Annotated in this window: 19 protein-coding genes and 2 tRNA genes; 7 read left to right on the forward strand and 14 right to left on the reverse strand. The window is 69.7% G+C overall.

Annotated features, from left to right (window positions below; all coding sequences use genetic code 11):
* Positions 1–2: 2 nt before the first annotated feature.
* Genes ACLJRM_RS40340 through ACLJRM_RS40355 form a run of 4 tightly spaced genes read right to left on the reverse strand, consistent with a single transcriptional unit; the run spans position 3 to position 6,017 of the window.
* Positions 3–3,164 (reverse strand): ATP-binding protein, encoded by a 3,162-nt coding sequence (locus ACLJRM_RS40340; protein ID WP_410666055.1) that lies wholly within the window; start codon positions 3,162–3,164, stop codon positions 3–5.
* Positions 3,161–3,766, reverse strand: a complete 606-nt coding sequence (locus tag ACLJRM_RS40345; RefSeq protein WP_410666056.1) for a hypothetical protein — start codon at positions 3,764–3,766, stop codon at positions 3,161–3,163. Before ACLJRM_RS40345 ends, ACLJRM_RS40340 begins: the two co-directional genes overlap by 4 nt.
* 11 nt (positions 3,767–3,777) lie before the next feature.
* On the reverse strand, positions 3,778–5,427 hold the full coding sequence (locus tag ACLJRM_RS40350) for a tyrosine-protein kinase family protein (RefSeq protein ID WP_410666057.1): 1,650 nt from the start codon (positions 5,425–5,427) through the stop codon (positions 3,778–3,780).
* On the reverse strand, positions 5,424–6,017 hold the full coding sequence (locus tag ACLJRM_RS40355) for a TIR domain-containing protein (protein ID WP_410666058.1): 594 nt from the start codon (positions 6,015–6,017) through the stop codon (positions 5,424–5,426). The genes ACLJRM_RS40350 and ACLJRM_RS40355 overlap by 4 nt, the downstream gene beginning before the upstream one ends.
* A gap of 370 nt (positions 6,018–6,387) precedes the next feature.
* Between ACLJRM_RS40355 and ACLJRM_RS40360 the strand changes: the two genes are divergently transcribed.
* The 3 genes from ACLJRM_RS40360 (at position 6,388) to ACLJRM_RS40370 (ending at position 8,733) form a co-directional block, all read left to right on the forward strand.
* Positions 6,388–6,459, forward strand: a tRNA-Arg gene (locus ACLJRM_RS40360).
* A 2-nt stretch (positions 6,460–6,461) separates the two neighbouring features.
* Positions 6,462–6,533 (forward strand) — tRNA-Thr (locus tag ACLJRM_RS40365).
* Positions 6,534–6,555: 22 nt separating this feature from the next.
* On the forward strand, positions 6,556–8,733 hold the full coding sequence (locus tag ACLJRM_RS40370) for a hypothetical protein (RefSeq protein ID WP_410666059.1): 2,178 nt from the start codon (positions 6,556–6,558) through the stop codon (positions 8,731–8,733).
* Positions 8,734–8,776: 43 nt separating this feature from the next.
* On the opposite strand, the gene ACLJRM_RS40375 is transcribed toward ACLJRM_RS40370, so the two are convergent.
* The 5 genes from ACLJRM_RS40375 to ACLJRM_RS40395 form a co-directional block, all read right to left on the reverse strand.
* Complete coding sequence (locus ACLJRM_RS40375; protein ID WP_101610096.1) at positions 8,777–9,475, reverse strand: alpha/beta fold hydrolase; 699 nt, start codon at positions 9,473–9,475, stop codon at positions 8,777–8,779.
* Between the two features lie 27 nt (positions 9,476–9,502).
* A complete protein-coding gene (locus ACLJRM_RS40380; RefSeq protein WP_410666060.1) occupies positions 9,503–10,339 on the reverse strand; it encodes an alpha/beta fold hydrolase in 837 nt (278 codons plus the stop codon).
* A gap of 20 nt (positions 10,340–10,359) precedes the next feature.
* Positions 10,360–10,854 (reverse strand): nuclear transport factor 2 family protein, encoded by a 495-nt coding sequence (locus ACLJRM_RS40385; RefSeq protein ID WP_410666061.1) that lies wholly within the window; start codon positions 10,852–10,854, stop codon positions 10,360–10,362.
* A gap of 64 nt (positions 10,855–10,918) precedes the next feature.
* The gene (locus ACLJRM_RS40390) at positions 10,919–13,621 is read right to left on the reverse strand and encodes an AAA family ATPase (protein WP_410666062.1); all 2,703 of its coding nucleotides are present in this window, start codon (positions 13,619–13,621) and stop codon (positions 10,919–10,921) included.
* A 10-nt stretch (positions 13,622–13,631) separates the two neighbouring features.
* The gene (locus ACLJRM_RS40395) at positions 13,632–14,573 is read right to left on the reverse strand and encodes a hypothetical protein (protein WP_101610099.1); all 942 of its coding nucleotides are present in this window, start codon (positions 14,571–14,573) and stop codon (positions 13,632–13,634) included.
* A gap of 572 nt (positions 14,574–15,145) precedes the next feature.
* Between ACLJRM_RS40395 and ACLJRM_RS40400 the strand changes: the two genes are divergently transcribed.
* Both ACLJRM_RS40400 and ACLJRM_RS40405 read left to right on the forward strand, forming a co-directional pair.
* Positions 15,146–15,865 (forward strand): S1 family peptidase, encoded by a 720-nt coding sequence (locus ACLJRM_RS40400; protein ID WP_101610100.1) that lies wholly within the window; start codon positions 15,146–15,148, stop codon positions 15,863–15,865.
* A 203-nt stretch (positions 15,866–16,068) separates the two neighbouring features.
* On the forward strand, positions 16,069–16,836 hold the full coding sequence (locus tag ACLJRM_RS40405; protein WP_101610101.1) for a S1 family peptidase: 768 nt from the start codon (positions 16,069–16,071) through the stop codon (positions 16,834–16,836).
* Between the two features lie 58 nt (positions 16,837–16,894).
* On the opposite strand, the gene ACLJRM_RS40410 is transcribed toward ACLJRM_RS40405, so the two are convergent.
* Genes ACLJRM_RS40410 through ACLJRM_RS40425 form a run of 4 tightly spaced genes read right to left on the reverse strand, consistent with a single transcriptional unit; the run spans position 16,895 to position 19,533 of the window.
* Positions 16,895–17,152, reverse strand: coding sequence for a hypothetical protein (locus ACLJRM_RS40410; protein WP_020631028.1), 258 nt, complete (start codon positions 17,150–17,152; stop codon positions 16,895–16,897).
* A gap of 23 nt (positions 17,153–17,175) precedes the next feature.
* A complete protein-coding gene (locus tag ACLJRM_RS40415; RefSeq protein WP_101610102.1) occupies positions 17,176–18,066 on the reverse strand; it encodes an AurF N-oxygenase family protein in 891 nt (296 codons plus the stop codon).
* Positions 18,063–18,944: a crotonase/enoyl-CoA hydratase family protein gene (locus ACLJRM_RS40420; RefSeq protein WP_410603214.1), complete on the reverse strand. Its 882-nt coding sequence runs from the start codon at positions 18,942–18,944 to the stop codon at positions 18,063–18,065. Before ACLJRM_RS40420 ends, ACLJRM_RS40415 begins: the two co-directional genes overlap by 4 nt.
* Positions 18,934–19,533: a TetR/AcrR family transcriptional regulator gene (locus tag ACLJRM_RS40425; RefSeq protein ID WP_101613458.1), complete on the reverse strand. Its 600-nt coding sequence runs from the start codon at positions 19,531–19,533 to the stop codon at positions 18,934–18,936. Before ACLJRM_RS40425 ends, ACLJRM_RS40420 begins: the two co-directional genes overlap by 11 nt.
* 211 nt (positions 19,534–19,744) lie before the next feature.
* Here ACLJRM_RS40425 and ACLJRM_RS40430 point away from each other — a divergent pair, with 211 nt between their 5' ends.
* Together ACLJRM_RS40430 and ACLJRM_RS40435 are read left to right on the forward strand one after the other, a co-directional pair.
* A complete protein-coding gene (locus ACLJRM_RS40430) occupies positions 19,745–21,646 on the forward strand; it encodes a GTP-binding protein (protein ID WP_410666063.1) in 1,902 nt (633 codons plus the stop codon).
* Between the two features lie 61 nt (positions 21,647–21,707).
* A complete protein-coding gene (locus tag ACLJRM_RS40435; RefSeq protein WP_410666064.1) occupies positions 21,708–22,448 on the forward strand; it encodes a GAF and ANTAR domain-containing protein in 741 nt (246 codons plus the stop codon).
* Here the strand turns inward: ACLJRM_RS40435 and ACLJRM_RS40440 are convergent.
* Complete coding sequence (locus ACLJRM_RS40440) at positions 22,445–23,584, reverse strand: Gfo/Idh/MocA family protein (RefSeq protein WP_410666065.1); 1,140 nt, start codon at positions 23,582–23,584, stop codon at positions 22,445–22,447. The two genes, ACLJRM_RS40435 and ACLJRM_RS40440, sit on opposite strands and share 4 nt — an antisense overlap.
* Between the last annotated feature and the right edge of the window lie 55 nt (positions 23,585–23,639).

Raw genomic sequence — 23,639 nt, forward strand, 5'->3', positions numbered from 1 at the left:
GGTCACCGGCGCCCGCGGGCCCGGTCCAGCACTTCTTCAAGCCGCAGCGGACTCGGCGGGTGGTGGCTCAGGCACAGCGGCACCCGCATCCGGCGGAAGGCGAAGTTCTCGCCGGTGGCGTAGAACTGCCCGCGTTCCAGCCTCGAGATGTCGCCCACTGAACTGCTCTTCGCCTTGGCCATCTCGGTCGCGGCGGCCACCTGCGCCGGGCTGTTCAGCCTGCCGAAGAACTGCGTCGTGGCATTGCCGACCACCTGGTTGTGCACGCCCTTCGGTGCCTGGGTGGCCAGCACCAGGCCGAGCCCGTACTTGCGTGCCTGGGAAGCGAGCAGAATGGTGCTCTGCGTGCTGGCCGTCAACGCCGTCGACGGCGCGATGGTCTGCGCTTCGTCCATCACGAACAGCCCGCCGAGCGGCCGGTCCACGGCCGGGTGGCGTTTGATCCAGGCGAACACCTCCCACTGGAGCTGGCTGACGAAGCCCTGCCTTTGTTCCTCCGACGGCAACCCGATGAAGCTGATCACCGAGATCCGGGCCCGCCTGCCTGCCGATGGCGTCAGCAGGATCCCCGGGTCGGTCGCTTCCCCCGGCCCGCCGAGGAGCGGGTCGTTGACCACGGCCGCCCGCAGGGTTTCCGCCAGATCCGCGGCCATCGCGATGCCGCTACTGAGATTGCTCACCCCTTCCGGCAGTTCGGCGAGCAGTTCGATGAACCGGTTGAGGTCCCGCTTCCCGGAACGGGCGTAGTGCGTCAGCGCCTCGCGCAGCACCGCCCGGCCGCGAACCGCACCCTTGGTGCCGTTCGCGACCCTGGCGTGCGGCACCAGCCGGGCCACGGCGGCTTCGACCGAAGCCGCGAACTCGTCGACGTCCTCGCGGACGTCGGCGAAGTCGGGCAGCGGGTGGAAGCTGAGCGGACGTCCGCCCGCCCGGCCCGGTGTCCACACCACGACCTCGGTGTTGGTCAGGTATTCCGCCGATTTGGCCGCGTCCCCGGGCAGCCAGTCGCCTGGTGGTTCGGGCCAGGCATCGCCCAGGCGCGCCAAGTCGTTGTTGGGGTCCAGCACGATCGCCGACACCCCGCGCAGAGCACACTCCTCGACGATCCGGCGCAGCAGCACGGTTTTCCCGCTGCCGGACCCCGCGAACACGATGACGTGCTTGCGCAGCGACTCCAGCTCGATGCGGATTTCCCCGTCGAGCCCGAGTACGAGTTCCTCGCCTGCCGGCGCGGCCGGTTCCACGGGTCCGGCAACCGAAGCCTTCGGAGGGGTGGGCTTCGGCTCGGCGGGGGGTGGGATGGCGGGTCTCGCCGGGGAGAGACCCGGCGGCGGCCGCGTTTCCTGGTGGCCGCTCCTGGTCTGGGTGGACGGGGGCAGGACATGTCGCAGCAGCGTCCGGCCGCTGGCGGGCTTGCGCGCCACCAGCCAGGTGAGCAGCCGGTGGGTCGGCGTGGCCAGCATTGTCCGGAGCGCGCTGAAGGTCCGCAGGTCCTCGTCCGACATGTCGAGGCGCCGCACCCCCAACTGCTCCAGCGCGGTGAACTCCTTGCGGGTGGTCGGCCCGGTCCAGCCGCGGTTGCCCCAGCGGATGAGCACGAGGTGCCGGTCCTTGGCCCCGGCCCGGATGCCCGCGGCGTCGCGGGCGTTGCGCAACCGGTGCAGCACCGTCGTGCCGTGGCCCCCGGAGATGACACGAAAGGTCCACCGCTCCTTGGTGTCGAGCGCGTCGTTGAGGAGCCGGCGCAGGCCGGCGTGCAGCCTCTTCTCGTCCGACAGCGACTCCGCCTCCCACTTCAGGTCGTCGTTGCCGATCTCGGTGATCCACGCCTTCAATCCGGCCAACAGCAATTCCGGGGCGACCTTGTTTTCGTTGTCTTTGCTGATGTCCAGCTCGCTGAGGTCGACCTCGCTTCGCAGCCGGGCGAACTCCTCGTCGAGTTCGTCGAGGGAATGATCCGGCAGTACGGCCACGGGTACGGCCTTCTCGACCGCCTTCTCGTCGAAGGAACCCAGTTCCCGGATCTCGCCGTGCAGGCATGCCTCGGCGTGGGCGTGGATCCGCTTGAGCAACTGCCGCGGTGTGTAGCTCGTCCAGCTCTCACCGAACGCGCCGGCGGCTACGGGCCAGGTCGAGTGCGGCGCTGCGACCCCGTTCTTTTCATAGATCACCCGAAGCCACATTTCGACCAGCTTCTTGCCCAAAGCCGGATCCTGGATCGCTCCCAGGAAGGAGGTCTGGGTGAACCGGTCGCCCACCGTGTCGCTGGCCACGTCCTTCAACCGCATCCAGGTGTTGGGCAAACACGCCACGATGGTCAGCGTCCGCTGGGTGGATTCGCGCAGCGCCATCAGGCCGTCGGAGATCAGCGCGATTTCCCGGGTCACTTCGGCGTCGGTCTCGTGGGTGTCGAGGGCGTCCTGCCCTTTGTTGACCAGGGTGTCCAGCTGGTCGACCCCCACGACGCACGGTCCCGTCAAGGCGAGGACGCGAGAGATGTCGCGCACGAGCACGCGGGGCGACTTGGCGCGGTGCTGCATGCCCCAAAGCCGGCGGTCGTCTTCGCTGCCTTCGTGGCCCTGGAGGTATTCCAGGCCGATGTCCGCGGCGTCGGACCCGTAGAGCACCAGAGCCCGGATGGTGTCACCGCATTCCACGGCGATGCGGCCGTCGGCCTTCCTCAGGCCGTTGAGCAGTGCGCGCAAGTGGTCGGGCTGCAGGACCGATTCGCCCACGATGGCCCGGCTGACCTCTTCGGACACCGCGGCACCGGCGCACAACTGTCGCAGCAGCACGGTGAGCTGACGCTCGCCCTCGTCGTTGGCCCGGTGCAGCTCGCTGCGCATCGCCTCGGCGATGTCATCCCAGAACGCGTCCCCGGTGGTGAGCTCGACCAAGAAGAAGTAGCCGCCCTTGCGCTGCACCATGCGGCGCACCGTGCCGAGCAGATGGGTCTTGCCCACTCCCTTCTCCCCCTGCACGGCCACGCCCACCGGGCTCGGGCCGGTGCTGGCCCTGGCGTCCTCGATGCCCGCTCCGATGTTGTGCTCGACCCTGGCGTGCAGGCCGTCGATGTGCGAGGGCGAAGTGTGCCAGACGTCGTCCGGGGTCTCGGCGGAGTTGAACCGCAGGACCGCCAGGACCTCACGTAAGTCGTCGGTCATGATTCCTCGATCACTATGAGGTGCTTGTCCTCGCCACCGACCCGGACAGCGGCATCGTGGTCGGCGTCGGTGAGCACCTTGCGGTTGGAGTCGGGGGCCAGGTGGACCGTGCCCGTCCTCGCCATCTTGACCAGTACGGCGTCCACCTCGTCCTTGTCCGCACCGTTGAGCTTCGGCCGCAGCCGGGCCAGGCGGATCCAGTCCTGCACGCCCACCGACAGCTCGGCGTAGACGCCGCGGATGAGCGACTCCAGGTCCCCGGACCGCAGCGCCTCGGCCAGCAGGCCGCGCCGGCGCAGGAACGGCACCAGCCGGCGCAGCAGGTCGAGCTGCTGCCGGGCCTGCGGCCCCGAGCGGGACGGTAGTTCCGAGCGAACCAGGTCGGTCATGCACCAGTCGATCCCCTCGTCGGTGATCCGGTGCACGAACGGCCGGACGTTAGTCGAACTCTCCAGCAGTCCGGCGTCGTTCAGCCGGTCGCGTTCGGCGGGACTGAGCCGGACCTTGTGGTCCTTGACCAGTTCGGTGTTGAGCATGTCCCGGTTGGCCAGCACCAGCGCCAGTAGTGCGGCTCTGGCGTTCGTGGAGTACTGCTCCGGCATTTCGCCGCCTTTCATTCGGTGAACGCGTTGATCCGTCGATCGATCCGGCTCAGCAGTGCCCCCGTCACGTCGAGGAGCGCACGAGGTGCGGGCACCCCGGCACCGTCGCCGTGGGCTCTGCCGAGGAAGGCCAGGTCCGCCGACCGGTCGAGCAGCAGGGCCAGGTCACCGTGGTCCAGCGCGGTGGCCATCCCGCGCACGGTGTCCTCGACCAGCACGAAGCGTTCGGCGTAGGGCAGGGTGTCCGGCAGCGTGCGGAGAGCGGCCGCCGCGGCCCGCAACGCCTCCTGTTCCGGCCCTGCCCCGGTGGCGGTGAGCAGGTGGTGCAGTTGTCTGGCCACCCGGACGGGCCGCACGTCCGGCGTGAATTCCAGGTGCTGCAGATTGCGCACGAAGCCCGGCAGTTCGTCGCGATCGATGCCGCGGGCGAGCAGACAGAACAGTTGCCGATGCCTGCCCTCCGGCCCGAGCGTGTGCCGCAGGAACCGTTCCGACTCGGTGATCTGCCAGCGGCTCAGCGGTCCCTCCACCACCAGGCACAGGTGCTGGGCCGAATCGGTGGCCTCGGCCAGGAATTCCGGGTCGCCGGACAACGACCGGTCGGCGCGCACCCCGAGCAGGTGCAGTTCTTGGATCAGTTCCGCGGCGACCTTGGACTGCCGTGCGCTCGACACCAGCACGTCCAAGTCGAACTCCCGGCACCGGTCCCGCGCGGCGGCCACGTAGGCGTCGCGGTTGTCGGCCAGCACGTCGGTGCGGTCGAAGTCCTGCGCGATGACCGACGCGACCGTTTCCAGCGCGTAGGAGATCTGGTCCGCCTTGGGCACCTCCTCGTCCAGGACCGGCAATTGCTCGCCGAAGCTCCAGTAGGAGACGTAGGGCACCGTGAGGTGGCGCATCATCAGGTCCACCGAGACGGTCTGCGCCAGCCAGTTGCCGAACAGCGGCGCCACGGTCTCGGCGCACTTGCGCTGCCACTGCTCGGCGCGCTCGTACTCGACTCGATTGTCCAATCTGGACAGAATGGGGAGCACCGAGTGCCGGGGCCGGTCGTAGGGCATGCGGTCACGGGCGCTGTCGGCCCGCCGGGCGACGTCCACCACGTCGTCGAGGTTCTGGTCGTTGGCGGTGAACACCACGACCAGCCGGTCCGGCAGATGCGCGGTGCAGATGCCGGCGATGTCGGAGACACCGGTCCGGCTGTCGAGCAGTACGAAGTCGTAGCTCTCGGTCCACGCGGCCCGGTACCGCTCCAGGTAGGCGGCGAACCCGCGCCGGTACAGCTCCTCCCAGTTCAGCGCCTGCATCCGCTTCGAATAGGACTCTTCCAGCTTGCCGGAAACCACGCGTCCGGCGGCCAGCAGATCGAGACGGCCACCTTCGACGCCGACCTGGACGGCGTAGGACTCCAGGTCCCGCAGGGCCTCCGGTGATCCGGCATCGCGCAAGAAGTCGTGCGCGAGGTCGACGACCCCGTGTTCCGGCTGCTCGACCAGCTTCGGCCCGAAGTAATGGTGCAGCCCGGGTGCTTCGAGGTCCCAGTCCACCGTGAGCACCCGGTAACCCCAGCGCGCCAGCAGCACGGCCACGTTCGCCAGCGTGAAACTGCGGCCCACCCCGCCCTTGTACGAGTAGAAGGTGAGCACGGTGCCGGTCGTCATGCGAACCTCGGCAGCGGAGGAGTCGGCAGCAGCACAGGTTCTGGCACTTCGACCAGCGGCCAGTCCGGCTGCCACGGTGGCGCCTGGGCCACCAACTGCGCCAGGTCCCTTGCCAGCTCCTTGACCTTGTGGTGGAACTTGTTGTAGTCGATGCTCTGCTGATAGCTCGGATCCGGATAGGCGACATCCTTGAAATCCCGCCAAGCTCGCACCCTTCCCTCTTCGGGGAAATTTTCCGAGTCCCCGTACAGGATCGGGTAGATCAACCCCTGGGAAGAAGTACCGTGTCCGGCGAGTCCGAGCATCTTCTCCCTGGCCTGCATGCTGCGCATCTCGGCCATGCACCAGGGCGACTCGAAGTAAGGCGGGGTGAGCAATTGAACCATGATCTTGCTGCGCTGCAACGCGTCCCGCAGATTGGAGGGCCAGTGCACCGCACTGGGCATCTGCCGATCCATGTACACGTTCAGGCTGCCGTACTCGTCGGCGAGGCATTCACGCAGTTTGCCGTAGAAGTGGTTGAGCAACCATTTCTGCACACTGCCGTGACGGCTGTAGCTGATGAACAGATCAAACTCGTACTCGGACACGCCAACGATGATATGCGGCGGGCTACGGGCGAAAATCGACAGATATTGGCGATTACCGGGACAACTGGCCAGTCAACTGGCCAAAAAGGGGACAACAGCAAGGAACTCCGATAGCTCGCGAGTGTAGTGGTGTGTAATTCTCGACCGAGCTGCTCGGCACCATCGTCGCATCGGCCGCCGCCGCGCCGTGCGGCGCCGACATCCTCGGCGGTTTCTACGCCACCCGGCCAACACTCCGCCTGACCGACCCCAGCGTCGGGCCGGATGGCGTTGACAAAGCCCTCCAGCCATCACTTGCTCCGCACTGATCGGTGCCACGCTTCAAAACCGGGTGCTCTTCCCCACCGGACTGGCTAGCATCGTCGGTGATCATGGAGTGGATCAGTGGCAGATCGCCTGGCTTCGGACCGGGAGGGCGCGGGTTCGATTCCCGCCTCCATGTCACCTGGAGTAGTTCAGCGGCAGAACGCCCGGCTCGTAACCGGGAAGGCGCGAGTTCGAATCTCGCCTCCAGGTCTCGATGGACAAGGGGGAACCGGTGAACGAGGAGTACGCGTACGGGCAGTTGCGTCGCGCGCTGCGGCACGCGGGTGCCGGGTCGGCGCGGGCGGCGAGCTGGCGCGCGGTGCTCGACGGGATGGCCGACGGCACGTTGACCGTCGGTTCCCGGACGCCTGTCGCCGACACACCAGCCTGGGTGACGCTCGAGGTGCTGCACGGCGGGTTCGCCAGCGGCCGCTACCTCGCGGAAGCGCCTTTGCGACAGGACGAAACGGACGTGGTGCGGTCATTGCCGGACGACGCGCCCGGTACCACCGACCGGGAGCGGCTGAACCTGCACTATCTCACCGATGAGGGCCAGGCCGTCCTGCTCGGCGCCCTGGCTGCGGGGACGTACCGGATCGACCTTCCGGAGGACGCCGCGCTGGCGACGGTCGCGTGGCTGCTCGCGCATGATCGGCACGCGGAGGCGCTCGACCTCGTTGCCGCGCTGCGTCCGCTGATGCACCGGCTGCGGATGACGCCGCGGTTCGAGGCGGCGCCGGTGCCCGCGGGTTCCGTCGTGAAGCTGGCGTCCGTCGGGCAGGTGAAGGCGTCGCTTCGCGCGGTCATCACGCCGCCCGCGATCGACACGATGCGCACCAGGCTGCGGGAGCGGCCGCTGTACGACCGGCTTGTCGCGCTCTGGTGCGAAACGGTCGAAGGCGACCTGCCGGAGCTGCAGGACGACGGCGTCGTCACGGGTGGGTGGCCGTGCCGGGTCTGGCCCGAGGACTGGGCCGCGCGCAGGACGGCGTTGCTCGCCGAAACCGAAGGCGTGGCGGCGCATCCGCGTGCGAACTTCACCCGGCTGCGGGCCGCCTTGGTCGCGTGCGAGACGGACAGTCGTGCGCTCACGGCGCGGGACGTCGGCTGGGTGCGCCGCGCGCTCGCCAACACCATCGGCAAGCACGGCGCTCCCGGTTCCGAGCGGCGGACGGCCCTGCGGGAGGCCGGGCTTGCGGTCGCGGCGCGGCCGACTCGCGCCGGGCTCGCCGATGCCGTCGCCTGCCGCCTCGACGTGTATCCGGACGACGGCGGCGTGCCGTCGGTCGAGCCGGTCGCCGCGGACGTCGATGGCTGGCGTGTGCCGGAAAGCCTTGTCGTGAAGGTGACGCGGGCGTTGGAGGCGCCCGTCGAAGAGCTGGTCGCGCGGAACGTGATCACTTCGGGCGAGGTGCTCGCGATCGTGCTTCCGCAGATCACCGCGTCGCTCCTCGCGGCGAACATCGAGGATCCGGCGCTTTCGGCGCTGTACGCCCACACCTACGCGGCTTTCCGGCGCCGCCGCGGTCTGCTGCTGCTCGACCTGGCGACGCAGGTCGGGTTCACCGAACTGCCGTGGGTGGCCGCGCTGGAGCCGCTGCGCGCGCATCGGCGTGACCACGCCGAAGCCGCACGGAAGACCCTCGCGCAGACCACGATGCTGGCGCTGACGTCCTTCCCGCAGACGATCCTGCCGAACCCGCTGGTGAGCGAGTTCGTCACGCTCGCCAAGCAGGCCGGGGCTTCCCTGCCGTTGGTCGAGGAGATCGCGGCGGACATCTTCATGGGCACGTTCACCACGAAGTTCCGTGATGCCGCGGTCGTCGCGAGCCGGGTCATGGCGGGTTCGCTGTACGCGCGGTACTACGACCTGCCGGAGACGTGGCCGGAGGAGACCACGAACCGGTGGGGCCGGAAGGTCGCGGACGGCTTCGCGAAGGCGTGCAAGGACCGGGCGGCGGAGGCGCACCGCGGCCGCGTGTCCGGGGTGGCCGCGAACGGCACCGTTCTGGAACAGAGCCAGATCCTCACCACGCACAACCTGGCCGTACTGGCCGACGGGCTCGGGCTGTGGGACCGGCTGGCTCCCCTCGCACCGGACCTCGCGGCCCGCGCTCTCGGCTGGGCGTTGCACCGCACGGCCGTGCCCACCACCGACCGGCACGCCGCGCTGATCGCGGTCAAGAACGCGGCCTACGCGTGGCGGCAGGGGATCTTCTTCCTCAGCTTCTGCGACACCGAGAGGCAGTGGACCATCGTGGACGAACTGCGCCCGCGGCTGGCCGGCACCGACCTCGGCCCGGCGGTGGACGGCCTCGCCGCCGTCGTGGCGGGCTACCGGTTCGACGCCGACGGGAAAGTCCAAAATGGACAACGGTGGCTCGGCTGGGGTGGCGGGCTGAGCGGATAGCCGAGTCCGGGGGTGCGGAGCTTCGGCCCGCACCCCCGGCTCGTCATCGGCCCGCGGCGGTGGTGATCAGGTCCGCGATCTCTTCCGGCCGCCCGAACATCGCGGCGTGACCGGCTTCGATCTCGATGGTGGTCGCGCCCATGCGCGCGGCCATCTCACGCTGCCCGGCGGGCGGGATCATCCGGTCGGCGGTGGCGACGGCGTAGTACGACGGCACCGACTTCCACGCCGGCGGGCCGGACGGTTCCAGCAGCGCGGCCAGTGCGACCGGCCGCTGGGCCGCGGCCAAGGCGTCCGCCGTGGTGGCGTCGACGTCGGGGGCGAACATTTCGTGGTACTTCGCCGGATCGACGGTCAACTCCACCGAGGGCGGTTCCGCCGGGCCGGGGAACGGCCGGGGCAGGGTGATCTCGGTGGCCGGACCGCCGTAGCGACCGTCCAGCTGGCCCGCCGACTCACCTTCGTCCGGGGCGAACGCGGCGATGTAGACCAGTGCGGTGACGGCTTCGGTGACGGCGTTGCCGATGACCGCGCCGCCGTAGGAGTGACCGGCCAGGACGACCGGGCCGGTGACCCCGTCGAGCACGGACTCGACGTAGGCCGCGTCATGGCCGAGGCCCCGCAAGGGGTTCGCGGCGGCGATCACCGGGAAACCGCGCTGCCGCAGGATCCGGGTGACCGGGTCCCAGCTGCCCGCGTCGGCGAAGGCGCCGTGCACCAGCACGACGGTTGGCTTGTCCATTGTGGACTTCTTTCTGCGTGAAGGAGGTCAGGAGCGGGTGCGGCGCGCGGCGGTCTCGATGACCTCGGCCACCGAACCCGGCTGCGACACGGTGATCGCGTGGCTCGCCCACCGTTCGACCACGGTGGCGTTCATCCGGCGGGCCATCTCCCGCTGGCCGGCGGCGGGGATCATCCGGTCGTCGCGGGCGAGGACGTACCAGCTGGGCAAGGTCTTCCACGCCGGAACGCCGGACACCTCGCCGAAGGCCGCGACGGCGACCGGTCGCTGTCCCGCGGCCATCGTCAGTGCCTCGTTCCGGGGAACGTCCTGGGCGAAGTAGTGGTGGAACTTGTCCTGGGCGATGGTCAACTCGACAGCCGTCCCGGAGCCGGACGGAAGCGGGTATTCGGTCGGCGTGGTGATCTTCTTGGCGGGACCACCGAAGCGGTCGTCCAGCGCGCCCACGGTTTCGTTCTGGTCCGGGGCGAACGCGGCGACGTAGACCAGGCCCGCGGCCTTGGGTTCACCCGCGGCCGCGTTCGTGATCACCGCGCCGCCGTAGGAGTGGCCTGCCACGATCGTCTTGCGCGGCATCGAGCGCAGGACGCTCCGGATGTAGGCGGAGTCGTAGGTCAGGCCGCGCAGCGGGACGGCGGCCATGGTCACTTCGTAGCCGTCGTGGCGGAGCCTCGTGGCCACGCCGTTCCAGCTGGAGCCGTCGGCGAAAGCGCCGTGCACCAACAGGATCGCGGGCTTGACCCGGTCGTCCGGCCGCGGGGTGGCCGAGGCGGCACCGGTGGTCAGGGTGGCGGCGGCGATGACCACCGCGCCGACGGCGAAGCGCCACTTGCGTCGCGAACCTGAACGGATCTTCTCGTACATTCTCGTGTTTCCTTTGTCGTTCAGGAGGTTTTGAACAGTTCGGCCTGACGGTCCACATAGGGCTGGAACAGCGCCGCGGGCCAGTTGGGGTCGACGTCGGAGACCCGCTCGATCACTTTCCACGAGCCCGCGCGCCGCTCGAAACGGTCCCGGTACGTGCCGGTCGAGACGACTCCTTCGCCGTCTTCCTTCCAGCTGACCCGCCAGCGCCAGAGCACGTCGGCGGAGTCGCCCGCGCCGTCGATCTCGAACCAGCCGACGTCGTGGAACCACTTCTCCAGCGGGAACACGCTGTGCGCGTAGTCGTAGAGGTTCTTGAGCTCGTCGGGCCCGGTGAAGGTCTGCGAACGCAGATCGTTGACGGTGAAGGACGCCTCCGGCCAGTACAGGCCGACGTATTTGTCCGCCGAGGCCCGGCTGGGGTCGTTGTCGATGTACCGCTGGTGACGCACGAGCTGTTCGAAGATCTCGAAGCGGTCCAGTGCGGAAAGGGGCGTGGCGGTGTCTTCCGTCATGTGAGCAAAGCTAGGCAGCTTCGCTCACCTCGGCATCGGTCATCGAATAGGTCGGTGACCGAGCTCACCGACCTACTCGGGGCCCGTCCTCGAAGTCCACTTCGGCCAGTTCGGTCCGGCCCGCGATGCCCAGCTTCGGGAAGACGCTGGACAGGTGGTGGCCGACGGTCCTCGGGCTGATCAGCAGCTGGGCGGCGATCTCCCGGTTGGTGAGGCCGTCGGCGGCGAGCCGCGCCACCCTCAGCTCTTGAGGGGTCAGGAGGGGTTCCGTCCGGCCGGTGTCCGGTTGGGCGCGGTTCGGCCGTCGTCCGGTCAGTTCCTCTTCGTTCAGGCTGCGTTCGAGCAACGGCGCGGCACCGAGCCGCCGGAAGACCTCCGCGGCCTCGGTCAGCTGCACCCGCGCTTCGGTGCGACGCCGTGCCCGTCGCAGCCATTCTCCGTAGAGCAGCCGCGTCCGCGCGTGGGAGAACGGATGCCCGGCCACTCCCTGCACCTCCAGCGCGTGCAGGAACGAGTCCTCCACGCCCTCCCCCGCCAGCTGCGCGGTGCAGCGATGCGCCGCGGCCACCGCCCAGGCGGCCCCGGTGCGCTCGGCCCAAGCTCGCAGCGCCCGCAGCGCGAGCGTGCCCAGCTCGGGACGGCCGACGCGGACCGCCGCTTCCACCGTGTCCTCGGCCGCGAGCAGCGCGAAGGTCGCGTGTGCCGCCTGATTCCCCGGTTCGGTCAGCCGCGTCAAGTGATCCAAGGCCTCCTGGGGCCGCCCGAGGAACAGGGCCGCCTGCCCCAGGTTCCAAGTGGCCGCGGCCGTCAGCGCGCGCACTCCGCGCGGCACGGACAGCTCCAGGGTCCGGGTCGTGAGGTCGGTGACGGCCTGCTCGTCGCCGCGCAGCGCGGCCAGCCAGGACAGAGAATTGCGGCATTGCGAAGCCGCGTGGTCGGCCTTCATCTCCTCGGCCAGCCGCAGGGTTTCCGCCGCGTTGGCCGCCGCCTCCGTCCACCTTCCCGCGACGATGTCGATCGTCACCGTCTGGGACACGGTCAGCATCAGCCCTTGGACGGCCTCCGTCCTGCGCAGCCTGTCCACCTCGCGCCGGTACGCCCGCGCCATCGGCCGCTCCGCGCCCCACGCCACCGCCAGCGGCGCGGGAGGCAGCAGCCGCCAGGACACCGCGCCGAGCAGGGTGACGGCCTCGTCCGGGCGCGCCTTCGGCCCGCTGCCCCACCATTGCTCCAGGACGGGAAGCAGCGCCGCTTCGGGGAAGTCGCCGTCGACGGCCAGTTTCTCCAGGCGGTGCAACGCTTCGGCCTGGCGCTCGGGGGATCCGGCCGACCAGCCCGCCCGGACCGCGACGCAGGCCAGCTCGACGGCCGTGCCCGGGTCGGTCACCGCGTAGGTGTCGCGCAGCAGAAGCCGGTGCGCGTGTTCCTGGTCACCGTTCGCGAACTCGATGAGGCCCCGCAGTCCTCCGCTCGCCGCCGCGACCGCTTCCTCGGACGCCAGTTCGTCGGCCCGGTCGAGCAGGTCCAGCGCCGTGCTCACCTGTCCGGCCTCGCAGGCGGACTGTGCCCCCAGCGCGAACCGGCGGGCCGCCTCCGACGGAGCCGGTGACAGCTCGGCCGCCCGGCGCAGCGCCCGCGCCGCCGACGCGTGACCGCCTCGCGTCCGGCTGTTCCCGGCACTGCGTTCGAGGAGGACGGCCACCTCTTCGTCGGGTTCGGCGGCGGCCGCGGCGAGGTGCCAGGCCCGCAGACCTTCGTCGTCCTTGCCCCGCAACGTCTGCGCCAGCGCGCGATGTACCGCCTGCCGCTGGGTGAAAGGGGCATCTTCGTAGACCGCCGCCGCGAGCAGCGGGGTCCGGAAGCGAAGCCGCCCCTCGGTGACCGTCAGCAGGCCCGAACGCAGGACCTCGTCCCCGGCGACCGTGCTCGCTCCGAGCACGGCCGCCGCCTCGCGCACCGAGTGGTGGACTCCCCGGTCCTCGGCGGCCGCGACCAGGAGCCACGTTCGCGCGGCGTCCGAGAGCCGGGCGGCACGCGCACCGAAGGCGCGGCGGAGCCGGGGACCGATCGAGCCGTACTCCCCCGCTTCCTGCGGGACACCGGGGAGTTCGCGCAGCGCCAAGGGATTCCCGGCGGCCATCCGCACCGTCCGGCGCACGGCCTCCTCGTCCGGCGCGGCCGTCTCACGGCGGACCAGGTCGACCGCGTCGCTTTCGGACAGCGGGCCGATCTCCAGCCCCGGCACCGGTTCCCAGAGACCTTCCGACGCCGGATCCGCGTGGCCGGTGAGCAGGAGGGCGATCGGTTCGGCGCGCAGCCGGCGGGCAACGAAGGCCAGGCATTCGGCGGTCGGTTCGTCGAGCAGGTCCGCGTCGTCCACGGTGATCAGCACGGGCCGCTCGGCGGCGAGTTCGGACAGCAGGGTGAGCGTGGCCACCCCGATGAGGAAGCGGTCCGCGGTCTCCCCGCTGTGCCCGAGCGCGCCGCGCAACGCGGCTGCCTGGGGCGGGGGCAGGGTGCCGACCCGGTCCACCGCCGGCCAGAGCAGTTCGTGCAGCGCGGCGAACGCCAGCCCGGACTCCATCCGGGTGCCGCGGCAGCTCAGGACGGTGAACCCGGTCGCGGCGGCGGTCGCGTAGCCGAGCAGCGCCGTCTTCCCGATCCCGGGATCTCCCCAGAGCACCAGTGCCGTCCCCCGGCTCTGACGCGCCCCTTCCAGGGCCCGGTCGAGCTCGAGTTTCTCCTGGTGCCGTCCGTACAGAATCACTCGACGGAGCCTATACAGGCCAGGTCCACGCCATCCCCTGGATCCCGGGCGTCACCGCCGCGGCGAAGGCGACCGCCGGGGAGGACGCCGAGAGCGGCACGTCGGTGACGTCCCGCTCCGGGCCGGAGACGTGATCCAGCCGATAGGAATGACAACTCTCCGGCGTCGCCTCGGGGGCGAAGTGGACCTCCAGGAGGTACTCGGGCACGGAGTGGCGGAATCGCCGGTCGTGGCGATCATCGGGCACGCCGTCGGTGTACTCGAATTCGTATTCGAGGATCGCGGTCTCCCCGGGGGCGAGCATCCGGTTCGACACCAGTTCGCCGACGATGAGCGCCTGCTCCGGGAACACCTCGGTGCGGCCGGGCACGCAGTAGCGGGTCGCCACCAGTCTCGGCGGGCTTCCCGGCGCGCAACCACGCAGGACCACGAGTCTGGCCTGGGTGGGCTCGTCGGTGGCACGGACGACTTCTCGCACACGCAACCGGGTCAGTGTCCGGTCAGCCCCGATGTGCAGCGACTCGTGCAGGCTCAGCAGGACGAGGGACGGTTCGTCCGCCGCCTCGAACGAATGCAACACGGAAAGCACCGGCTCTCGCGGGTCCCACAGCCGGTCCCAGCCGACCACGCGGCGGATCGCGGGGCGGTCGCCCTCCGGCCGGTGGAGCAGATCGAGCAACGATCTCGTGGGGAGCCCGAGAAGGTCCTCAAGCAAGGCGACGGCGCGCAGCGACTCGGGACGCTCGGGCCTGGTCCGCCCCGTGCGCCAATAGCTCAGCGTCGTCGTACTGACCGACACACCCGCTCTGGCGAGCCGGTCCTTCACCCTGCCCAGCCCCAGGCCCCTATGGTCGATCGCCCGTGACAACGCCTTGCTGAAAGGCCCTGTCGCGAGCGAGCGCGCCAGTTCCTCCTCGGCCGAGGCCCCGGGAGTGACGACGAACAGCGACATCGAATTCTCTCCCCGAAAGGACGATCGCGTCGAAACCGGAGCCGCGGACGGCGGGTCGTCGCCGGTCGTGCCCTTGGTACGGCAAGCCGCGGCAGGGGTCGTGGCCCGCCGGACTTCAGCGGTGATCTTGGACGGCTTTCCGGGGTGAGCGCAATCCGCAGAAAGTAGTGTCCTGTTCCGTTGACGCGGATTCCCTTATACCGCTTCACATAATCCTCGAGTGCGAACCACGTGGCGATGACCGATTCCGCGGCGATTTCGGACAATCGGGAGAAACCATTCCGGAGGTGCGAATCCCGGCCGCCCGCGGCCCCGCACCGGAACCGTGAACGTTCCGGGATTTCGGCCGCGACGATCTCTCCCGGCGGAAAAGCCTGAGGCAGCCGGTGTTCCGCGTACCGGCTCTTCGCGGAACGATCCGCGACTTTCGTCTCCCTACCTAGGACGGTATTCCGTTTCTCCCGTTGTCGGACATCTTGGATCGACCGGCATCGAGCACCTCTGCCGGATTCCGCATCACCCTCGCTCATCCACGACCACCAGGCGGCTCGGCCGCCCGATTGTGAGCAACCATGCGAAAACTGGCTTCAGTCGCTCTCGGGATCCTGGCGGCGGCACTCGCGGTGTCCACGCCCGGAATCGCGAACGCCCAAACGGACTCGGGTGTGCAACCTTCGATCATCGGGGGTGGCACCGCCACGGAGACCTACAGCTTCATGGTCTCGCTCAACAACGGCTGCGGCGGCAGCCTCGTCGCGCCCCAGTGGATCGTGACGGCCACCCACTGCGGCAGCGCGTCGCAGGGCAGGATCGGTTCGACGAACAAGAACTCCGGCGGCGAGGTCGGCAGGATCGACCGCCGGGTCAACAAGGCCGGCACGGACCTCACCCTCATGCACCTGTCCACGGCCGTCCGCGCCACCCCGGTCGCGATGGCTTCGAGCAACCCGGCGCCGAACACCACCGCGCGGCTCCTCGGCTGGGGTTGCACCAGCTGGCCGAGCTGCAGCACGCCGACCACGCTGCGCCAGATCGACCTCCGGGTGCTGCCCAGCAGCTCCTGTTACGCCGGCGGTGGCGGCTCCGGTGACGTCTGCATCTCCGGCGATCGCACGCATTCCGCGTGCCACGGCGATTCCGGCGGACCGGCGGTCGTCGGCACCACCGGACGCTGGACCCTGGTCGGGGAGACGCACGGCCCCGGGGACAACGGCGGCGAATGCGCCACCAGCACCCTCTACACCGGCATCGCCCAGCACCTGAGCTGGATCAGGCAGCAGACCGGCGTCTGAGCCTCGAAACACGGAGAACCGGCACGCCTCGTCCGTCGAGGCGTGCCGGTTCTTTCGTCTATTTTGGACGGTTTCCGCGGCGCAATCCGCCGAAAGAACTGTTCTTTCCCGTTGACCGGTTCGGATCTTCTCGCGGATATCCCGGGGCACCCCACCTGAATACGTTCGAAGTGTCCCCCTCCCCCATTCCCCGAGGAGTCCCCATGCGTGAAACCACCGGCCGGGTCGCCCGCGCCGTCGCCCTTCTCGCCGGTACCTGCGCCGCTTTCGCGACCCTTGCCGCGGCGCCCGCGGCGGCGAGCGCCCCGACCGCCCCGGTCTCGCCGGGTGCCGAGCCCTCGATCATCGGCGGCAGCACGGCCCAGAACCCCGGCTACATCGCCCGCTTCAACGGCCACGCCAACGGTTACACCTTCTTCTGCACCAGCACGCTGATCAGCTCGCGCTGGGTGCTCACCGCCAAGCACTGCCTGTACGACAACAACGGGCAGCGCCTGAAGGACATCGACCTCTACATCGGTTCCAACAGCGCTTCCGGCGGCGTGCACGCCAAGGCTTCGGCGACCTACCTGTACTCGGGCGGCGACCTCGCCCTGATCAAGCTGAACGCCGACGGGGGAAGCACTTTCGCCCGCCTCGCGAGCAGCACTTCCGACGCTCAGGAAGGAGATTCCGCCCGCGTGTACGGCTGGGGCGCGACGCAGGCCGACCACGAAGGCGACCACCAGTCGAAGGTGCTCAAGCAGGCGTCGGTCCGGATCTCCGACACGAACGCCCAGGACACCTACGGCGGCCCGGCGATCGCGGCCGACACCCCGAACGGCGCGGTCGCGGGCGGGGACTCCGGCGGCCCGATGATCGACGACGGTGTCCAGGTCGGCGTGTGCTCGACCAGCGACCGGTCCAGCACCACCAGCTACGGCAGCGTCGCCGCGGGCCGTGACTGGATCCGTCAGACCAGCGGGGTCTGACCGATGAGAGCGGGCCGCCTGCCGATCCACGCCGGCGGGCGGCCCGCTTTCTCGGTTGCTAGCGCCGGGCGAGGACGCGCTTCGCCAGCCACCCGGCGTAGACGGCCAGCCCCGCGACCCCGGCCTTCCGGGTGGGCCGGGCCGCGATGGCCAGCCCGATGGCGAGTTCGGTGGCGCCGTTGCGGTAGGTCCAGTTGCGGACGTCGTCGGCGAAGGCCATCTTCGTCACGGGCTCGAAGGCGGCGGGGGCGGCGAAGTGGGCGAGACCGGTCGCGGCGATGCCGAGGCCGAGGACCTTGCCGGTGCGTGCGGACATGAAGTCACCTTTCGTGTTCTGTGTCAGTCGAGGACGCCGGCCCGGCGCCACAACCGGCGGCTCGGGCCGCCGATGAGGCCGATCTCGGTGAAGTACTCGACGGCCTTGGCCGCCCAGGTCGCCTTGGTCCGGCGCCAGTGCGGGTTCGCGTCGGCGACCTGGCGGGCCTCACGGGGGTCGAGCCCCACGGAGGTGTACGCCTTGGGGTGCAACAACTCCGACGTCGCGACGTAGGCCATCGCGGCGATCGCCCAGCGGATCAGCTCACGGCCGACGCGCCCGTGACGGGCCCAGGCCCGGCCGAGTTCGTCCTTGGCGAAGCTGATGTGGCGTGCTTCTTCGATGACGTGGATACGGGAGATCATCCGGATCATCGGCTGCAGGCTGGAGTCACGCATCATCTCGCGTTGCATGCCGTCGGCGAGTTCTTCGACGTAGATGGCTCCGGCGAACAGCAACGCGGGCCCGCAGACGGCGCCGAACACCTTGCCCGCCCGGTGCGCCGACCGGCTCGGACGCCGGACGACACCGCCGGTCTTCGCGATCGAGCGGGCGAACATGGTGCTGTGACGGCATTCGTCGGCGATCTCGGTGAGCGCGTACTGGGCGTTGTGCGTCGTCGGGTCGCTGTTGTACACGTGGCGCACCAGGCCCTGCATCAGGATCAGCTCGAACCAGATGCCCGACGCCGCCGCGGCCGCGGCCTCCTGGCGGCTCAGTTCGCCGCGCTGGCCTTCGTCGAGGCGTTCCCACAAAGCCGTGCCGTACAAGGAACAGCGTTCCGGCGCCTTGCCGTAGGCGCCTTCGACCAGCGGTGCCAGCCAGTCGACGTCGACGTCCGGGTCGTAGGAAAGCCGCGCGGAGGACCGCTGCAGGCGCTCGGCGACACGTTCGCTTTCGGTGTTCGCGGTCATGACGACCTCCTCGAATCCTTGCTCTCCGGCAGCGGTCCGCCGCCGTCCGGGATGACCTGTCCGGAATCGCGATAGGCCACCGCCTCGTGGAAACCGTCGCGTTCGGCGAACTCGCGGAACCATCGGCCTTCCGGGCTGTGCCGGGTGATGCCGTCGAAAAGGGTCGCGAGGGTCTGGGTGCCGGAAAGGCCCATGTTGTCGTAAGCCTGGTTGATCATCAGTTTCTGCATCACCAGCTGGTTCGTCGGCACCCCGGCCATGCGGTCGGCCAGTTCCTCGACGGCGGCTTCGAGCCGCTCGGGTTCCACCGCTTCGAGCGCGAGTCCCCATTCCGCCGCGGTGGTGCCGTCGATGGTGTCGCCGGTGAGCAGCATCCGCTTCGCGCGCTGGGCGCCGGCGCGGTAGACCCACATCGCGGTCGTCGGGCAGCCCCACACCCGCGCGGGCGGATAGCCGAGGCGCGCGTCGGTCGCCATGATCAGCACGTCGCACGAGAGCGCGATGTCGCTGCCGCCCGCGACAGCGTGCCCTTGGACCTGGCAGAGGGTGGGTTTCAGGGATCGCCACAGGCTGAAGAAGTCGTCGGTGTTGCGCTTCATCACGCGGTAGTCCTTGACCGGATCCCAGACCGGTCCCTGGTTCCAGCGGCCCTCGGTGTCTTCCTCCGCGAACTGCTTGAGGTCGTATCCGGCGCAGAACGACCGGCCCTCGCCGCGCACCACGATCACGCGGACCGCGTCGTCCTCGTTCGCCCGCTCGACGGCCTGCCGGATCTCGCCGGGCATGACGTCGTTGATCGCGTTGAGCCGCTCGGGGCGGTTCAACGTCAGATAGGCCTTCCGGTCTTCGACCCGGTAAGTGAGCGTCTCAAACGCCATCGGAACCTCCCAGCGCGCGGAGGGTGAAGGTGACCAGATGCGGGATCGTGTCCGGGCCGCCGTCCCCGGCCAGGGGTCCGACCAGCATTTCCGCACCTGCGCCGACCAGCGCCGCGGCGGTCGCTTCCGCGTCCTGAGACGGGAGCAGTCCCCTCGTCACCCCGTCGGCGATGTTCCTGGCGATGACCTCGCGGAACGCGCGGCGGAACACCAGCCGCTCGGCCTCCACCACGGCGTCGACCGGCTCGGCCAGCAACGCGTACGCGAGCCGCGGCGCCTTCAGCGCCCGGCCCGCGAAGGTCTCGATCACCGCGACCACCCGTTCCCGGACGTCACCGTGGGACGCGGCGGCCTCGACGGCGGCGACCTCGCGGGAGACCACCTCACGGAAGACCTCCACGACCAGGTCGGCCTTCGACGGGAACTGGCGGTACACGCTTCCGGTGCCCACGCCCGCTTGCGCCGCGACCGCGGCCATGGAGCAGCCCGCGTAGCCGGTCTCGGCCAGCAGCGCGATGGCCGCGGCCAGGATCTCGCCTCGCTGGGAGTCCAGCCTGGCCTGCGTCTTCTCGGTACGTCGGTACGGCACGAAAGGAGTGAAGCACGGATTCCGCACTTCAGCAATGGGCCCATGGGGCGCCGCAAGTCGACGTCCGGCCCTAAATCGCGTGACCGGCCGGAAACACGCTGCTAACGTCCGGCCCGACCAGGTGTTCCCCGGAAAAAGGAGAACGGCGTGCGGTGCGCTGTCGAGTCCCCGAGTCGTACGGACCTTTCGACAGCCCTGGAGCCGTTCATCCATGGAGTACCTGAACATCGGCATTCTCGCCCACGTCGACGCCGGTAAAACGAGCCTGACGGAGCGCCTGCTCCATCACACCGGTGCCATCGGCACCCTCGGCCGCGTCGACGCCGGGGACACACGCACCGACACGATGGAGCTGGAACGCCGTCGCGGCATCACCATCCGCTCGGCCGTCGTCTCGTTCCGCATCGGCGACCTGCGCGTCAACCTGATCGACACCCCGGGCCACCCGGACTTCATCGCCGAGGTCGAGCGCGCGCTGCGGGTGCTCGACGGCGTCGTCCTCGTCGTTTCCGCCGTCGAAGGAGTGCAGGCGCAGACCAGGGTGCTGATGCGCGCGCTCGCCCGGCTGCGGATCCCCGTGGTGATCTTCGCCAACAAGGTCGACAGGGCGGGCGCCCGCTACGAGGACCTCCTCGACGACCTCACCGAACGCCTCGGTGTCGCGTGTGTGGCGATGTCGGAGGTCGACAACCTCGGCACAACGGCCGCGAGCGTCCGGCCACGGCCGGTCTCACCGGCGCCCGGGCTGGCCGAACAGCTGGCCGAGCACAGCGACGCCTTCCTGACCGCGTATCTCGAAGACACCTTGACGGCCGGGGACTACCGGGCCGAGGTCGTCCGCCAGACGCGGCTCGGCGTCGTCTCCCCGGTCTTCTTCGGATCCGCGCGCAGCGGCGAAGGGATCGCCGAGCTGACCTCCGGCATCCGCGAATTCCTCGCGGGAGCGGGAAAACCCGTACCGGACGACCGGTTGCGCGCCGCGGTGTTCAAGATCGAACGCGGCCGTGCCAACGAGAAGATCGCCTACCTCCGCGTGTTCTCCGGCGAGATCGGCGCGCGGGACCACGTCCGGTTCCATCGGCGGGGTCCCGTCGGGACGGTCACGACCGAGGCGAAGGTGAGCGCGGTGCATGTTTTCGAACTCGGCGACGACACCGTCGAGGCCCGCGCGGGGGCCGGGCAGATCGCCAAGGTCACCGGGCTCAAGGAGATCCGGATCGGCGACCGCGTCGGCGTCCCCCGCACCGAGGGCGCCGCCGCGCAGTTTCCGCCGCCCGCCTTGGAAACCGTGGTCGGTCCCGCGCGGCCCGAGGAGACGCCGTCGGTGTTCGCCGCCCTGCTGGAGCTGGCGGAACAGGACCCGCTGATCACCGTCCGTCAAGACGACGAGACGCGTCAGATCTCGGTGCGGCTCTACGGCGAGGTGCAGAAGGAGATCATCGCGGAGACACTCGCCACCCAGCACGGCCTCGACGTCGAGTTCAGTCTCACCAAGCCGATCTGCGTCGAACGGCCGATCGGCGTCGGGTCCGCCGTGTGGTTCATCACCGAGAAGCGGAATCCGTACTTCGCGACACTCGGGCTGCGGGCCGGCCCCGGCGCACCGGGCTCCGGGCTGACCTTCGGCCTCGACGTCGAACTCGGCTCTCTCCCGCTCGCCTTCCACAAGGCCATCGAGGAGACCGTCGAGGCGACGTTGCGGCGGGGGCCGTCCGGCCGGGAGGTGCTCGACTGCGTGGTGACCGTCACCCATACCGGCTACTTCAGCCCGGTCAGCGCGGCGGGTGATTTCCGCAAGGTCACCCCGTTCGTGCTGGCGGAGGCGCTCCGGGAGGCGGGGACCGAGGTGCTCGAACCGGTCAGCCGCGTCGAGGTGGGACTGCCCGCCGACACGGTCAACGGCACGCTCTCCCTGCTGGTCGAGCTCGGCGGGACCGTGACCGGGTCGGTCACGCGCGGTGACCGGGCGGAACTGACGGGCACTCTGCCCGCCGGCCAGGTCGCCCGGTTCGAGCGTTACCTGCCGGGTCTCACCCGCGGAGAGGGCCTGACGACCGCCGAACCCGCGGGCCATCGCCCGAGGGTTACCCCGAATCGGCCAATGCCCTGCTAGCCGGGACGAGTACGTTTTGGGGAGGCCGGTGCGACCGGACCGGCCTCGGGAAAGGGACACGATGGATCAGTTTCGCGACACCGCGGCGGCGTTGCGGGAGCTCACGGAGTCGATGCGGCTCGACGAGCCCCAAGACGCGTTGCTGGAACGGGTGGCGAAGAAGGTGGTCGGCATGCTGCCCGGCGCGGACGCGGCGACGGTCACGCTGTACTCCGACGACGAGCCGAGCACCGTCGCCACCACCGACGAGTCCCTGCTTCCCCTGGACAAGGCGCAGTACAGCGCGGACGAGGGGCCCTGCCTGACGGCCGCCCAGAGCGGGACGATCGTCCGGACGCGGCTGGAGACCGCGGCCGAACGCTGGCCGGACTTCGCGGCCGCCGCCGAGCAGCTGGGCGTGCGGACCGCGCTGGCCTGCCCGCTGTTCGTCCCCGACGAATCCCATTTCAGGCGGCGTGACACCGAACCGCTGTCGGGCGCCCTCAACGTCTGGAGCTTCGAGGAGAACGCTTTCGATCCCGTCGAAGCGGCGCTGGTCGCGATGTTCACCTCGGCGATCTCGGCGATCGTCCTGACCGCGTCCCGCTGGGCCGCCGCCGAAAGACAGGCGGAGACCCTGGTCGCCGCGTTGGAGACCAGGGACGCCATCGCCACCGCGAAGGGCATCGTGATGGCACGTCTGGAACTGAACGCCGAAGAAGCCTTCCGATGGCTCACCGAGGCGTCGCAGCACACGAACCGCAAGATCCGGGAGATCTCGGTGCTGATCGCCGAGGACCCGGGAACGGTCTTCGGCAGCTAGCCGAGCAAGATCCGGCGGTTCTCCCGTGACGACTCGAGGCCGGCTTCCGCGAGCCGGATGCCGCGCACCCCTGCCATGAAGTCGTAGGGGTGCGGCGCGTCCTCCACGACGTGGCGGACGAACTGCTCCCACTGGGCCCGGAAACCGTTGCCGAAGTCCTCGTTGTCCGGCACTTCCTGCCACTGCGCGCGATACGACCGCGTCTCGGCGAGATCCGGGTTCCACACCGGCTTCGGCGTGGCTTCCCGCGGCTGGACGACGCATTTGTGCAGACCGGCGACCGCGCTGCCGCGGGTGCCGTCGACCTGGAACTCCACCAGTTCGTCGCGGTGCACCCGCACGCACCAGGACGAGTTGAGCTGGGCGATGACACCGCCTTCGAGCTCGAAGATCGCGTACGCGGCGTCGTCGGCCGTGGCGGCGTACCGCTCGCCCTTCTCGTCGACGCGCTCCGGGATGTGGGTGACGGCCTTCGCGGTCACCGCGGTGACGGCGCCGAAGAGGTTCTCCAGCACGTAGTTCCAGTGGCAGAACATGTCGACGACGATGCCGCCGCCGTCTTCGGCGCGGTAGTTCCAGCTCGGGCGCTGCGCGGCCTGCCAGTCGCCTTCGAAGACCCAGTAGCCGAACTCGCCGCGCACGGAGAGCACCTGGCCGAAGAAGCCGCTGTCGATCAGCCGCTTCAGCTTCAACAGGCCGGGGAGGTACAGCTTGTCGTGGACGACGCCGTTCTTGACCCCGGCCGCCTCCGCGTGCCGTGCCAGGGCGAGCGCGCCTTCGACCGACTCCGCCACCGGCTTTTCGGTGTAGATGTGCTTGCCCGCGTCGATGGCCTGGATGATCGACTTCTCGCGGACGGCGGTCAGCTGCGCGTCGAAGTACAGCGGGAGGTCGTCGTCGCCGAGCGCGGCGTCGAGGTCGGTGGTCCAGCGGGTCAGGCCGTGCCGCTTGGCGATCTCCTCGAGCTTGTCCGCGTTGCGCCCCACCAGTACCGGCTCCAGCTGGACCCGCGACCCGTCGGCCAGCTCGACCCCGCCCGCCTCCCTGATCGCCAGGACCGAGCGCACCAGGTGCTGCCGATAGCCCATCCGCCCGGTGACGCCGTTCATCACGACGCCGAGTTTCCGCGTGGTCATCCGTTCTCCTTCTGAAAGCGCTTTCTCACACCCATCCTGAAAGCGCTTTCACGCG

It is taken from the genome of Amycolatopsis sp. lyj-84 (genome assembly GCF_046549075.1).
Classification (GTDB): domain Bacteria; phylum Actinomycetota; class Actinomycetes; order Mycobacteriales; family Pseudonocardiaceae; genus Amycolatopsis.

Coding starts and splice junctions, on each gene's coding strand:
- ACLJRM_RS40340 (WP_410666055.1), bottom strand. CDS start 3,164: ATGACCGACGACTTACGTGAGGTCCTGGCGGTCCTGCGGTTCAACTCC.
- ACLJRM_RS40345 (WP_410666056.1), bottom strand. CDS start 3,766: ATGCCGGAGCAGTACTCCACGAACGCCAGAGCCGCACTACTGGCGCTG.
- ACLJRM_RS40350 (WP_410666057.1), bottom strand. CDS start 5,427: ATGACGACCGGCACCGTGCTCACCTTCTACTCGTACAAGGGCGGGGTG.
- ACLJRM_RS40375 (WP_101610096.1), bottom strand. CDS start 9,475: ATGGACAAGCCAACCGTCGTGCTGGTGCACGGCGCCTTCGCCGACGCG.
- ACLJRM_RS40380 (WP_410666060.1), bottom strand. CDS start 10,339: ATGTACGAGAAGATCCGTTCAGGTTCGCGACGCAAGTGGCGCTTCGCC.
- ACLJRM_RS40385 (WP_410666061.1), bottom strand. CDS start 10,854: ATGACGGAAGACACCGCCACGCCCCTTTCCGCACTGGACCGCTTCGAG.
- ACLJRM_RS40395 (WP_101610099.1), bottom strand. CDS start 14,573: ATGTCGCTGTTCGTCGTCACTCCCGGGGCCTCGGCCGAGGAGGAACTG.
- ACLJRM_RS40400 (WP_101610100.1), top strand. CDS start 15,146: ATGCGAAAACTGGCTTCAGTCGCTCTCGGGATCCTGGCGGCGGCACTC.
- ACLJRM_RS40405 (WP_101610101.1), top strand. CDS start 16,069: ATGCGTGAAACCACCGGCCGGGTCGCCCGCGCCGTCGCCCTTCTCGCC.
- ACLJRM_RS40410 (WP_020631028.1), bottom strand. CDS start 17,152: ATGTCCGCACGCACCGGCAAGGTCCTCGGCCTCGGCATCGCCGCGACC.
- ACLJRM_RS40415 (WP_101610102.1), bottom strand. CDS start 18,066: ATGACCGCGAACACCGAAAGCGAACGTGTCGCCGAGCGCCTGCAGCGG.
- ACLJRM_RS40420 (WP_410603214.1), bottom strand. CDS start 18,944: ATGGCGTTTGAGACGCTCACTTACCGGGTCGAAGACCGGAAGGCCTAT.
- ACLJRM_RS40430 (WP_410666063.1), top strand. CDS start 19,745: ATGGAGTACCTGAACATCGGCATTCTCGCCCACGTCGACGCCGGTAAA.
- ACLJRM_RS40435 (WP_410666064.1), top strand. CDS start 21,708: ATGGATCAGTTTCGCGACACCGCGGCGGCGTTGCGGGAGCTCACGGAG.
- ACLJRM_RS40440 (WP_410666065.1), bottom strand. CDS start 23,584: ATGACCACGCGGAAACTCGGCGTCGTGATGAACGGCGTCACCGGGCGG.